The 13,126-nt window shown below is 65.0% G+C and carries 12 protein-coding genes; 9 read left to right on the forward strand and 3 right to left on the reverse strand.

Features of this window, described 5'->3' with window-relative positions; translation table 11 throughout:
• The first annotated feature begins 144 nt into the window (after positions 1-144).
• The 7 genes from I6F36_RS32770 to ilvC all read left to right on the forward strand — a co-directional run bounded on the left by I6F36_RS32770 (position 145) and on the right by ilvC (position 6,850).
• Entirely contained in the window at positions 145-1,920 is a 1,776-nt protein-coding gene (locus I6F36_RS32770) for an acetolactate synthase 3 large subunit (protein WP_057026351.1), read from the forward strand.
• 4 nt (positions 1,921-1,924) lie between these two features.
• Positions 1,925-2,896, forward strand: a complete 972-nt coding sequence (locus tag I6F36_RS32775) for a threonine dehydratase (RefSeq protein ID WP_109144926.1) — start codon at positions 1,925-1,927, stop codon at positions 2,894-2,896.
• 23 nt (positions 2,897-2,919) lie between these two features.
• Positions 2,920-3,462 (forward strand): acetolactate synthase small subunit, encoded by a 543-nt coding sequence (gene ilvN, locus I6F36_RS32780; protein WP_018640841.1) that lies wholly within the window; start codon positions 2,920-2,922, stop codon positions 3,460-3,462.
• 3 nt (positions 3,463-3,465) lie between these two features.
• Positions 3,466-4,161, forward strand: coding sequence for a class I SAM-dependent methyltransferase (locus tag I6F36_RS32785; protein ID WP_036006616.1), 696 nt, complete (start codon positions 3,466-3,468; stop codon positions 4,159-4,161).
• Between the two features lie 49 nt (positions 4,162-4,210).
• Positions 4,211-5,086 (forward strand): EamA family transporter, encoded by an 876-nt coding sequence (locus tag I6F36_RS32790; RefSeq protein WP_225137977.1) that lies wholly within the window; start codon positions 4,211-4,213, stop codon positions 5,084-5,086.
• A gap of 8 nt (positions 5,087-5,094) precedes the next feature.
• Positions 5,095-5,697: a LysE family translocator gene (locus I6F36_RS32795; protein WP_036006650.1), complete on the forward strand. Its 603-nt coding sequence runs from the start codon at positions 5,095-5,097 to the stop codon at positions 5,695-5,697.
• Positions 5,698-5,830: 133 nt separating this feature from the next.
• Positions 5,831-6,850: a ketol-acid reductoisomerase gene (ilvC, locus tag I6F36_RS32800; RefSeq protein ID WP_027577255.1), complete on the forward strand. Its 1,020-nt coding sequence runs from the start codon at positions 5,831-5,833 to the stop codon at positions 6,848-6,850.
• A 226-nt stretch (positions 6,851-7,076) separates the two neighbouring features.
• Here the strand turns inward: ilvC and I6F36_RS32805 are convergent, their stop codons facing one another.
• Positions 7,077-7,697: a hypothetical protein gene (locus tag I6F36_RS32805; RefSeq protein WP_225172892.1), complete on the reverse strand. Its 621-nt coding sequence runs from the start codon at positions 7,695-7,697 to the stop codon at positions 7,077-7,079.
• Between the two features lie 105 nt (positions 7,698-7,802).
• Between I6F36_RS32805 and I6F36_RS32810 the strand changes: the two genes are divergently transcribed.
• Positions 7,803-8,456 (forward strand): TetR/AcrR family transcriptional regulator, encoded by a 654-nt coding sequence (locus I6F36_RS32810; protein ID WP_036025007.1) that lies wholly within the window; start codon positions 7,803-7,805, stop codon positions 8,454-8,456.
• Positions 8,457-8,666: 210 nt separating this feature from the next.
• A complete protein-coding gene (locus tag I6F36_RS32815; RefSeq protein ID WP_225172893.1) occupies positions 8,667-10,379 on the forward strand; it encodes a sulfatase-like hydrolase/transferase in 1,713 nt (570 codons plus the stop codon).
• Positions 10,380-10,533: 154 nt separating this feature from the next.
• Here I6F36_RS32815 and I6F36_RS32820 read toward each other — a convergent pair whose 3' ends face one another.
• Positions 10,534-12,093, reverse strand: a complete 1,560-nt coding sequence (locus I6F36_RS32820; RefSeq protein ID WP_225172894.1) for an ABC transporter permease/substrate-binding protein — start codon at positions 12,091-12,093, stop codon at positions 10,534-10,536.
• Positions 12,090-12,872 carry an ABC transporter ATP-binding protein gene (locus I6F36_RS32825; protein WP_036037481.1) on the reverse strand — a complete coding sequence of 261 codons (783 nt, stop codon included), beginning with the start codon at positions 12,870-12,872 and terminating at the stop codon, positions 12,090-12,092. The genes I6F36_RS32820 and I6F36_RS32825 overlap by 4 nt, the downstream gene beginning before the upstream one ends.
• Between the last annotated feature and the right edge of the window lie 254 nt (positions 12,873-13,126).

Raw genomic sequence — 13,126 nt, forward strand, 5'->3', positions numbered from 1 at the left:
CCGTCGTACCCAGGCACACCGCCGGGGGTGGCTAGCTGCCATCCACATGACAGGCGGTGTGCATGGGCCCTCTTCGGGGCCTTTTTTATTTCCCGAACCCGACACGAATGAAGCCGCTGACAACAGCGCATCCGGAGCAAGCCAATGAGCGACAAGAGCCACGATCCGAACCAGATGACCGGCGCCGCGATGATCGTCCGCGCACTCATCGATCACGGCGTGACCGACATTTTCGGCTATCCCGGCGGCGCGGTGCTTCCGATTTATGACGAGATCTTCCAGCAGAGCGAGGTCCAGCACATCCTGGTCCGCCACGAACAGGGCGCGGGCCATGCCGCCGAGGGCTATGCGCGTTCCACCGGCAAGCCGGGCGTTGCGCTGGTGACCTCCGGCCCCGGCGCCACCAACATGGTGACGCCGCTGACGGATGCCCTGATGGACTCGATCCCGCTGGTCTGCATCTCCGGCCAGGTGCCGACGCATCTGATCGGCAACGACGCGTTCCAGGAATGCGACACCGTCGGTATCACGCGTCCCTGCACCAAGCACAATTGGCTGGTGCGCGACGTCAACGATCTCGCCAAGGTGCTGCATGAGGCCTTCTACGTCGCCACCTCGGGCCGTCCGGGCCCGGTGCTGGTCGACGTTCCCAAGGACGTGCAGTTCGCCACCGGCACCTACCATCCCCCGCGCAAGTCCGACGTGCACCGCTCTTACGCGCCGCGCGTGAAGGGCGATGCGACGCAGATCCGCAAGGCGGTCTCGCTGCTCGCGAACGCCAAGCGTCCCGTGATCTACAGCGGCGGCGGCGTCATCAATTCCGGCTCCGAGGCGACCCAGCTGTTGCGCGAGCTGGTTGAGGTCACCGGCTTCCCGATCACCTCGACGCTGATGGGCCTCGGCGCCTATCCGGCGTCGGGCAAGAACTGGCTCGGCATGCTCGGCATGCACGGCACCTATGAGGCCAACATGACCATGCATGATTGCGACGTCATGCTGTGCGTCGGCGCGCGCTTCGACGACCGCATCACCGGCCGCGTCGATGCGTTTTCGCCCGGCTCGAAGAAGATCCACATCGACATCGATCCGTCCTCGATCAACAAGAACATCCGCGTCGACGTGCCGATCATCGGCGATTGCGGCAACGTCCTCGGCGACATCCTCCAGGTGTTCAAGGCGGAGGCGAAGAAGCCCGACATCAAGTCGTGGTGGCAGCAGATTGCGCAATGGCGCGCCCGCAACTCGCTCTATTACAAGAAGAGCAGCGACGTCATCCTGCCGCAACACGCGATCCAGGCCTTGTTCGAGCAGACGCGCGGCAAGGATACCTACATCACGACCGAGGTCGGCCAGCATCAGATGTGGGCGGCGCAGTTCTACGGCTTCGAGGAGCCGCATCGCTGGATGACCTCGGGCGGTCTCGGCACCATGGGCTACGGCCTGCCGGCCGCGGTCGGCGTTCAGGTGGCCCATCCCGACAGCCTCGTCATCGACATTGCCGGCGATGCCTCGGTGCAGATGACGATGCAGGAGATGTCGACGGCGGTTCAGTACGAGCTGCCGATCAAGATCTTCATCCTGAACAACCAGTACATGGGCATGGTGCGCCAGTGGCAGCAGCTGTTGCACGGCAACCGGTTGTCGCATTCCTATTCCGAAGCGCTGCCGGATTTCGTCAAGCTCGCGGAGGCCTACGGCGCCGTCGGGCTTCAGGTGCACAAGCCGGCCGATCTCGATGGCGCCATCAAGGAGATGATCTCGGTCAAGCGCCCGGTGCTGTTCGACTGCCGCGTCGCGGCGCTCGAAAACTGCTTCCCGATGATCCCCTCCGGCAAGGCCCACAACGAGATGCTGCTGCCGGAGCAGGCCAACGACGAGGCGACTGCGAAGGCATTCGCCGGCGGCAAGGCGTTGGTGTGACGCCATGTTCGACCTGAACGAACTCGAGCGCGCACATGCGATCGTGGGGCAGGCGGTGCCGGCGACGCCGGCGCATGCTTGGCCGTTGCTCAGCCGCCGGCTCGGCACCGCGGTCGTGGTCAAGCACGAGAACCACACGCCGACCGGCGCCTTCAAGGTGCGTGGCGGCCTGGTCTATCTCGATCGGCTGAAGCGAGAGCGGCCGAACGTGCCGGGCATCATCTCGGCCACCCGCGGCAATCATGGCCAGAGTCTTGCTTTCGCGGCGCGGCGTCACGGCGTGCCCGCCGTGATCTATGTGCCAAAAGGCAATTCGGTTGAGAAGAACCATGCCATGCGCGCGTTCGGCGCCGATCTGGTCGAGCACGGCGACGATTTCCAGCTGGCGCGCGAAGAAGCCGGGCGCCGCGCGCAGTTCGAAGGCCTGCACATGGTGCCGTCGTTCCACCCTGACCTCGTGCTGGGGGTGGCGACCTACGCACTGGAACTGTTCCGCGCGGTGCCCGATCTCGACGTGCTCTACGTTCCGATCGGGCAGGGCTCCGGTATCAGCGCCTGCATCCTGGTGCGCGACTTGCTGGGCCTGAAGACGGAGATCGTCGGTGTGCAATCGACCGAGGCGCCGTCATATGCGCTTTCGTTCGCGGCCGGCAAGGTCGTAACGACCGAGACCAGTGATACGCTGGCCGATGGCGTGGCGACACGCTTTCCGGACGCGGAAGCTGTTGCGCTTGTTTGCAAGGGCGCCTCGCGCATCGTCCAGGTTACGGACGATGAGATCGCGCTCGCGATCCGCGCCTATTGGACCGACACGCACAATCTCGCCGAAGGCGCCGGCGCCGCCGCGCTGGCGGCGGCGCTGCAGGAAAAGAGCAAGCTGAAGGGCAAGCGCGTCGGTCTCGTGCTGTCCGGCGGCAATATCGATTTCGATCTGTTCCGCCGTTGGGTCGGGACGGACGCGCCGGCGACGGCGTGACGGAGAGACAAGAGGGGACGACAATGAACCAGCCCGCATCCGCCTATTTCATCGAGGACCGTCACGATCCCAACGAGACGCATACGCTTGCGGTGCTCGTGCAGAACGAGCCGGGCGTGCTCGCGCGCGTCATCGGCCTGTTCTCGGGGCGCGGCTACAACATCGAGAGCCTCACGGTCTCGGAGACCGAGGCCCAGAAGCATCTGTCGCGGATCACCATCGTCACCACGGGCACGCCGATGGTGATCGCGCAGATCAAGAACCAGCTCGACCGCATGATCCCGGTGTACCAGGTCGTCGACATGACCCAGACCAAGCGCTCGATCGAGCGCGAGTTGGCGATGGTCAAGGTGCGCGGGCAGGGCGAGCATCGGGTCGAGGCGCTCAGGCTGGCGGATGCGTTCCGCGCCCGTGTGATCGACGCCACCACCGAGAGCTTTGTGTTCGAGATCACAGGCAATACGGACAAGATCAATCAATATATCGATCTGATGCGCCCGCTCGGCCTCGTCGAGGTGTCGCGCACGGGTGTTGCCGCGATAGGTCGCGGGCCTGAAGGGATGTGAGCCATGTTGGCGCGCGACTGGTACTACAACGAGCGGAACCGGATGGGGATCGAGCCCGCTGTGGCCTCGATCTACGACAACCATGACGATGCTGATCTGCGCGCGCGCGCCGCGCTGAAGATGCTCGGGGTCCAGCGCGGCTGGCGCATCGCCGATATCGGCTGCGGCAACGGCGTGCTCGCCACCGAAGCGGCGTTGATGGGGGCCGACGTCGACGCCATCGACATTTCCCCGGCCATGCTGGCGCTCGCCGAGATCTACGCCCGCGACCGCAAGGCGCCTGTGCGCACCCAATCCGCCGGCCTGCTGAGCTTCGCCTACCGGCCGGAATCCTACGATCTCATCGTCAGCGAGTTCACGCTGCACCACCTGCCGGATTTCTGGAAGGCGGTGGCGATGTCGCGGATTTTTCGCGCGCTCAAGCCCGGGGCGACATTTTATCTCCGCGACATCGTTTACTCATCGATGCCCGACGCGATCGAGCGTGACGTCGAGCAATGGGCCGACTTCCAGATCAAGAACCACGATTTCTCCCGCGAGGGCGTGGTGACCCACATGCGCGACGAATATTCCACCTTCGGCTGGGTGATGGAGCGGATGCTGACCGACGTCGGCTTCACCCTGGTCGCGGCCGACTACCACGCGCCGATGCACGGCACGTATCTGCTGCGAAAACCGAAAGCCGGCGAGCAAGGCTAGACCAAAACAACAAACAGGGCTGCGAGACAAAGCAGAACCGGAAACAACAATGAAGCCGGCCGACATCCTCATCGCCGTCATGGTGGCGATCATCTGGGGGCTTGCCTTCGTGGCGAGCCGGATCGCGCTCGACGAGCTGTCGCCGGAGTTGATGACGGCGTTACGCTTCACCATCGCCGCGGTGCCGTGCCTGTTCATTTCCAAGCCGAAGGTCGCCTGGTCACTGCTGATCGCGATCAGCTTCACGCTGTTCCTCGGCCAGTTCCTGTCTCAGGCCTATGGTATCGCCCACGGCGTGCCGGTGGGTTTGACCTCCGTCGTGGTGCAGAGCCAGGCGCTGTTCACGATCGGCTTTGCCGCGCTCGCGTTCGGTGAGCGGCCGACGCCGGTGCAGACTCTGGGGATCGTCGTTGCCGCGGCGGGCCTTTTGATGATCTGCGGCACCGTCGGCTATGATTTCAGCGTCGGCGCCTTCGCGGTTCTGATGGTCTCGCCGCTCAGCTTCGCCATCGGCAATCTGTTGCTGCGCGGCGCCCGCGGCGTGCCGATGTTCGATCTCTTCGCCTGGCTCTGTCTCGCCTCGGCCGTGCCGCTGTTCGTGCTGGCGCTGATCGCCAACGGTCCGGCGCCGACCTGGACGTCGCTGACGCACATGTCGCTCACATCGGCGCTCTGCATGCTGATGCTCGGCGGCATTTCCACCAGCATCGCCTATTGGCTATGGGGCCGCCTCTTGCGCGACTATCCGGCTGCACAAGTGGTGCCGTTCGCACTGCTGGTGCCGTTCGTGGGCTCGGCGGCCTCCAGCATCGTGTTCGGCGAACGGTTCGGGCCGCTGCGCCTCGCCGGCATGCTGACCGTGATCTTTGGGATCGCCGTGATGGTGCTGGCGAAGCGCCCGCAAGTTCTACCGAAGACTGCGTGAGGGTGATGATGACCTACTCGCTGCTCTACGCCTTCCTCGTCTTCATGGTCGTGATGTATTTCACGCCCGGGCCGAACAACATCATGCTGCTGTCCTCCGGCCTGACCTACGGCTTCCGGCGCACCATCCCGCACATCGTCGGCATCGTGCTCGGTTTCGCCTTCATGGTCGCCGCGGTCGGCCTCGGGCTCGGCTCCGTGTTCCTGGCCTATCCGATCCTCCAGACCATCCTGAAATATGCCGGTGCCGCCTATCTGATCTATCTCGCCGCTGTGATCGCCATGGCCGGTCCGGCCAAGCCGGGCGAGGAGAATGGCCGCGGCCCCATGACCTTCTGGGGCGCGGCCATGTTCCAGTGGATCAATGCCAAGGGTTGGGTGATCGTGATCGGCACCATCACTGCCTATGCGGCGATCGCCCAATTCCCGCTCAACATCGCCATTCAGACCGTGATCAGCCTCGTCGTCGGCACGGTCTCGACGGTGGTCTGGGCGCTATTCGGTACCGCATTGCGGCCGGTTCTGACTTCCGAGCGGCTGGTCCGCGCCTTCAACATCCTGATGGCGATCCTGCTGCTGGCCTCCCTCTACCCCGTTTTCATGGATGCATGATGTCGCGGATTTCCATGCAGAAACGGGTTTCCCTAAGGGCTGAAAATGCTCTAGACAGCCCCCGAAATCCGCAAATTTCACCCTTCGGACACTGACCATTGGCCGATTTCGGCCCTGAACGAGGAAACGACCTATGCGTGTTTATTACGATCGCGACGCCGACCTGAACCTGATCAAGGGCAAGAAGGTCGCCATCGTCGGCTACGGCAGCCAGGGTCACGCCCATGCGCTCAACCTGAAGGATTCCGGCGTAAAGGAAGTCGCCATTGCGCTGCGCAAGGGTTCGGCTTCGGCGAAGAAGGCGGAAGCCGCCGGCTTCAAGGTGCTGGAAGTTGCGGAAGCTGCCAAATGGGCCGACCTCGTCATGATGCTGACCCCGGACGAGCTCCAGGGCGACATCTACCGCGAGCACCTGCACGACAACATGAAGAAGGGCGCTGCCCTGGTGTTCGCGCACGGCCTCAACGTTCACTTCAACCTGCTCGATCCGCGTGCCGACCTCGACGTGCTGATGATCGCGCCGAAGGGCCCCGGCCACACCGTGCGCTCGGAATATCAGCGCGGCGGCGGCGTGCCCTGCCTGATCGCAATTGCGAAGGACGTCTCGGGCAACGCCCACGACCTCGGCCTGTCCTACGCCTCCGCCATCGGCGGCGGCCGCGCCGGCATCATCGAGACCACGTTCAAGGAAGAGTGCGAGACCGACCTGTTCGGCGAGCAGGTGGTGCTCTGCGGCGGCTTGGTCGAGCTGATCAAGGGCGGCTACGAGACCCTGGTCGAAGCCGGCTATGCGCCGGAGATGGCCTATTTCGAGTGCCTGCACGAAGTGAAGCTGATCGTCGACCTGATCTATGAAGGCGGCATCGCCAACATGAACTACTCGATCTCCAACACCGCCGAGTACGGCGAGTACGTCACCGGCCCGCGCATCATCACCGACGAGACCAAGAAGGAGATGCGCAAGGTTCTGGCCGACATCCAGGGCGGCAAGTTCGCCCGCGACTGGATGCTCGAGAACAAGGTCAACCAGACCTCGTTCAAGGCGACCCGTGCCAAGCTCGCCGCGCACCCGATCGAGGAAGTCGGCGCGAAGCTGCGCGACATGATGCCCTGGATCAAGAAGGGCGCGCTGGTCGACAAGAGCAAGAACTGACGTCTGCGCCGTCATTCCGGGTTCGCGCTCAGCGCGCGCCCCGGAATGACGAGCGAAATTCAAGCTTCGCTCGCCAAGCCAAATCTTGGATCTTGGCGGCTATGGTCGAGCGAGATCGCAAACAGCGGTCTCGCTCTTTTCGTCTCGGCGAGACATCGCTCTCTCATTCTTTCCGCGGCCTGAAGCGCAGTTGAGCGGCTCGGCTCCTGCCAAATACGGCGTCGCATCAGCCCGCCGGGACGGTCTGCCCACGCGGATCGCGGGCCATCGCAATCATGCGCAGCGCCAGCACGATGAGCAGCGGAAGCAGGAAGGCGGCATAGAGCGGCATCGTCGGCACGCGCTTGCCGAACGAGACCATGAACTGGAGCCAGAGGTAATAGCCGCCCACAAGGTGCAGGGCCCGCCAGGCGCGCGGGCCGATCAGTGCGGCGGTGCGGTCGAACGATGTCGCGCCCATTGCGATGATGAAGCCGTAGCCGATGCCGCCGAAGACGTAGGAGGCTGCCGAGGTGGCCTCGGCAAATCCGGCCGGATCCATCCCGGCAAACGTCATGATCGCCACCGCGTGGATGGCGTGGGAGGCCGCGAAGCTAAGGCCCAGATAGCGGCGGTTGCGCTTCTGCCAGCGCGTCCAGGCATTGGGCCACAGCCGCGCCAGCGCCGCGGCGCTGAACGCGAGGCAGAACAACAGGAGCGAGCTTCGCGCCGTGAAGCGGATCACCGTGCGAACGCCCTCGACCTCGAACTGCCGCATCGAGGCGATCCATAGGCTGAGTGCGACGAGGCTCACGCAGAGAACGGCCAGCAGGCGCCAGCCTTCGAGCCAGCTTCGACGTTCGGACATGGCGATCTCCTCTCTATGTAATCATCGATTACATTTGGCGTTGAAGGCGCCGTCAACGGTGTAATCATTGCTTACATTCACGTTCGGGTGAGGCTAGAAAGATCCATGCCGGTCCATCAGCCGTCCAAGCCGCGCGCCCGCCGCCCTGCCACCGAAGCCCGGCCGTACCATCACGGCGACCTCCGCCGCGTGTTGATCGATGCTGCGCTGCAACTCGCAGCGGAAGGCGCCGAAGTCTCGGTGCGGGAGGCCGCGCGCCGGGCCGCGGTGTCGCCGGGGGCGCCGTTCCGACACTTTCCCAACCGCGATGCGCTCATGGCGGCCGCGGCCGAGGAGGCGCAGCGGCGCTTTCGCGCCGAGATCGATGCGGCGCTGCGCGAGGCTCCGGCCGCCGACCCGCTCGCCCGCTTCCGCGCCTTCGGTCTCGCCTATTTGCGTTGGGCCATGCGCAATCCCGCGCATTTCGAGATCATCTCGACCGGGCGCTATTTTGCCCATGGCAGCTCGCCGGACCTGACACGAGACAACGCCGAGCTGATCGCGCTAACGGAGCAGATGCTGGTCGACGCGGCAGAGCAAGGCCTGCTGCGGTCGGCCGACCTCAAGCGTATCCAGGTCGCCGGGCGCGCCCTCGTCTACGGTTTCGCTCGGATGAATCTCGACGGCCATTTCCCGCGCTGGGGCGTCGGGGAGGGCGAGATCGAGCGGATGGCGGAGGGGGTGATCGACCTGTTCATCGCAGGTATCGCAAAGCCCTAGCGGGCCAGCGGCTCTGGTCGATGCCGTACGGCGCAGCCCGCTAACATTAAGCGAAGGTCGGACCGCGCCGCGCGTTGCCTCTCCTTGATCATTCCGTTACAGTTTTATGACACGGTGCAGGCTTCCGGCTGCTCCGGACGCCCTGGCTGTTTTTGGGTCGGCCAGCCAGGCTTGGCATCACCGCGCCGGACCAGAAGTTGCGTGTCGTCGATGGCGTCCGCGCCCAATCCAGGTCCTTCTGCCACGACGGCCGTGCTGGCGAGCGTCGCCGCGCTCGGCATCTGGCGGCTGCTCGCGGTTGCAGCGCCGCATCTGGCGGCACTCGCCCTGATGTACGAGACCGAGACCGATTTCGGCTCGCGCCTGTCCTTCGCGCTGGCCTGGGGCATCCTCAACTTCTTCTGGATCACGCTGCTGCGTCGCCCCGCGCTGTCGGGTGCGCTGTCGCTGACCATGGTGGTCGTGCTGGTGCTGCTGTCGCGGCTCAAGCACGACGTCGTGCAGATGACGGTCAACTTCATCGACCTGATGATGATCGACCGCGACTCCGTCGCGTTCCTGTTCACGATCTTCCCGAACTTACGCTGGTCGGTGATCCTGGCCGGTCTGGTCACGCTGCCGCTGATGTATGCGCTGTGGTGGCTCGATCCGTTCCGCATCCGCCGCCTGCCGGCGCTCGCCTGCAAGCTCGCCTGCCTTGCCGCCCTGGTCTGCTATTCGCTCTATCACCCGGACGAGGCCTGGCGCGGCTATTACGACGACGGCTATCTCTCGAAATTCTTCCGCTCGGGCGTCACGGCCGTCTCCGATTTTGCGCAATACGGCTTCATGGAGGCGTCTGCTTCGACCGGCGAGCGGCTCAACATGCCGCTGGTCGATGCCTGCCACCCGGCTGGCCGCCGGCCCAACATCATCATGATCCATGATGAATCGAGCTTCGACATCCGCGCCGCCCAGGGCATCAAGGTGCCGCCGCGCTATGGCGACTATTTCAAATCGTGGGACGGCAAGCAGCGCACGTTCCTCGCCGAGAGCAATGGCGGGCCGAGCTGGTTCACCGAGTATAACGTGCTCGCAGGGCTTTCCTCGCGTTCATTCGGCCGCTTCGCCTATTTCGTCACCCGCATCGCCTCGAACCGGGTCGAGCGCGGCCTGCCGCTGGCGCTGCGCCGCTGCGGCTATGACACGCTGTCGCTCTATCCCGCCCATGGCGGCTTCATGGGCGCGCGCAGCTTCCAGATGACGACGGGAATCGAGCGCTTCCTCGATTCCAAGGATCTGGGCGCCAAGGGTGTCGAGCCCGACAGCTTCTTCTACGACAAGGCGCTTCAGCTGATCGGCCAGCAGCCGCCGAACAAGCCGCTGTTCGCCTTCATCTATCTCGGTGCCAACCACTTCCCCTGGGAGACCCGCTTCCGTCCCGATCTGCTGCCGAACTGGCGCGCGCCGGGCAATGTGCCGTCCATCGATGAATATCTGCGCCGCCAGACCATGAGCGCAGAGCAGTACAAGGCGTTCGTTGCCGGTTTGAAGAGGACCTTTCCCGGCGAGCCATTCCTGATCGTTCGCTACGGCGATCATCAGCCGGAGTTTGCGGCTGCTATCCTGGAGCCCGGGCTCGACGAGGGCGCGATCGGCAAGAAGCTCGACGCCTACGATGCGCGCCTCTACGCGACCTATTACGCCATCGACGCCATCAATTTCGAGCCGGTTGGAAGCCAGGCCGTGATGGACACGATTGACGGTCCCTATCTGCCGCTGGTGGTTCAGGAAGCCGCCGGCATCCCGCTCGACCCGTCCTTTGCCGAGCAGAAGGAGATCATGCTCCGCTGCAAGGGCATCTTCTACAGCTGCAAGGATGGCGCCGAAGCGCGGCGGCTGAACCGGCTGCTGATCGATGCGGGGATGATCCGGGGGCTGTAGCCCTTACCGTCATCCTGAAAATTCGTAGGGTGGGCAAAGCGACTTGTCCGCCGTAGCTCGGAGAGCGAAGGCGGAAGCGTGCCCACCACCTCTCACACGCAGAGACCTTGGGCGCGGCGCTTACGCGCCTTTGCCCACCCTACGAAGTCTCACCTTATCGCCCGCCCACCTTCTCCCACAGCCACCTCGCCACCGCATCCGGTGATGAATTCGCATCATTGCCGCTGGCGCGCAGGTTCGCCTCGCGCATGGTGGCGATGTCGATCTTGCCGAGCAATGGCTTGAGCGCCGCCTGCAGTCGCGCGTCACCGGCGCGGTTCGGCGCAAGCAGCAGGATGGCGTCGTAGGGCGGGATCGCGCGTTTGGGATCGTCGAGCGCTGTGAGCTCGTATTTGGCGATCAAGCCGTCGCTGGTGTAGCCAGCGATGACGTCGACCTCGCCGCTGGCAACGGCCGCATACATGAAGTCCGGCTGCATCTGGCGCTGGGCGCGGAACTGCAGCCCATAGGCCTTTTGCAGGGCAGCCCATTCGGGCCGCGAGAAGAACTCGTAGTCGCCGGCAATCGACAGCGTGGCCGAATGTGCGGCGAGATCGGCGACGGTTCGGATGCCGAGCGCATCGGCACGTCGTCTTGGCATCACCAGCGCATAGGCGTTCTCGAAGCCGAGCTCGCCGAGCAGGGTGATGTCGTCCTTGGCGAGCGCCGTCTTCAATTCCGCCACCAGTTCTGCGCGCGGCTTGATGTCGGTGCGATGCAGCTGGTTGGCCCAGAGCGTGCCGGAATAGTCGACATAGAGATCGATGTCGCCGGCCTTCAGCGCCCCGAAGATCACACTGGAGCCGAGGCCGGAGCGTGCGGCCGCCGAGAGGCCCGCCGCCTCGAGGCGGTCCCTCATCAATGCCGACAGGACATATTGCTCGGCGAAGGTCTTGGCGCCAACCATATAGCCTGACGACGAGCGCCCCATGGTCGGCACCAGCGTTGCTGCAACCAGCGCCGCGATTCCGAGCGCCCCGAGACCGCTGCGCACACGGCTGCGGCGGCGCAGGCCGCTCTCGATTAGCCCAAGCAACTGGTCGACTGCGAGCGCGAGGAGAGCGGAAGCCACGCAGCCGAACAGCACGAAGACCCAGTTCTGGGTCTGGAGGCCGGCAAAGATGTAATTGCCGAGACTGGTCTGCCCGATCGGCGTCGACAGCGTCGCGGTGCCGATCACCCACACCGCCGCGGTGCGGATGCCCGCCATCATCACCGGTAGCGCGAGCGGCAGCTCGACGATCAGCAGCGATTGCCGCGCGGTCATGCCGACGCCCTCGGCAGCCTCGATCAGCGCGGGATCGATGCCGTTGAGGCCGGTGATGCCGTTGCGCAGCACCGGCAGCATCGAATAGAGCGCCAGTGCCAGCATCGCCGGCAGGAAGCCGAACGCGGAGAAGGATATTCCGAACCAAGCCACCGTGACGGAAGCAGCCAGCAGCAGCAGCGGATAGAACAGCGCGAGCAGCGCCAGCCCGGGTACGGTCTGCACGATGCTGGCCAACGCGAGCAGGATGCCGCGTGGCGCCGGACGGTTGCGCGTCAGGATCGCCAGCGGCAGGCTCACGGCGAGGCCAAGCGCGAGGGCGGCGAGGCTCACCCGCACATGGTTGCCGAGGTAGTCCGGCAGATGCGACAGCGCCTCGCCCCAGCGCGGATCGGTGAAGAGGCTCATGCCGCACCGCCCATCGGCAGCAACGCATTCAGCCGCTCGACCTGGCGCCGCGGGGTACGCAACAGCTCGAGCACGTAATCGTCGCTGCTGCTCGAGAGCTCCGCAGCCGTACCCTGTGCGAGCAATCGTCCCCCGCGCATCACTGCGATGCGGTCGGCGAGCAGGATCGCCTCGGTCATGTCATGGGTGATCATCACGGTGGTCAGGCCGAGCTTGCGGTGCAGCGCGCGATAATCGTCACCGAGCGCATCGCGGGTGAGGGGATCGAGCGCGCCGAACGGCTCGTCCATCAGCACGATGCGGGGCCTTGCCGCGAGCGCCCGCGCCACGCCGACGCGCTGGCGCTCGCCGCCGGAGAGCGCCTCGGGCAGCCGGTCGCGATGCGTTGCGCGGTCGAGCTGCACGAGCTCCAGCAGCTCGTCGACGCGGCCTGCAACGGCCGCAGCCGGCTCGCCGAGCAGCTTCGGCGTGATGCCGATATTGTCGGCGACGCTCAGATGCGGAAACAGCCCGCCGCTCTGGAAGACGTAGCCGACCCGGCGCCGAAGCGCGACCGGATCGACATTCCGCACGTCCTCGCCTTCGACGGTGATGGTGCCGCTATCGGCCTCGATCAGCCGGTTGGCGAGCCGCAGCAGCGTGGTCTTGCCCGAGCCCGAGCCGCCGACGATCGCCACAAACTCGCCCGCCGCGATGTCGAGCGACACGTTATCGACGGCTGCAAGGGAGCCGAAGCGCTTGGTGACGTGCTGGTAGCTGATCGCCAGCTTGGAAGACATCGTGGGAGAGCTCTCTTTTCTCTTACCCTCCCCGAGGGGGAGGGTCGATCGCGCGCAGCGCGAGCGGGGTGGGGTGATCTGTCGACGCGGGCAGTATTCGACGCGGAGAAACCGTCACCCCACCCCGGTTCGCATTCCGCTTCGCTTCATGCGCACCGACCCTCCCCCTCCAGGGGAGGGTGAGAGCACGGCAAGTCCCCATGCGTAGCACGCTTGGCGGCTTGATTGAACTTGGCCGCACGAGCGGCTAAGGC

The sequence above is a fragment of the Bradyrhizobium sp. BRP19 genome, assembly GCF_020194195.1.
GTDB classification, from domain to species: Bacteria; Pseudomonadota; Alphaproteobacteria; order Rhizobiales; family Xanthobacteraceae; genus Bradyrhizobium; species Bradyrhizobium yuanmingense.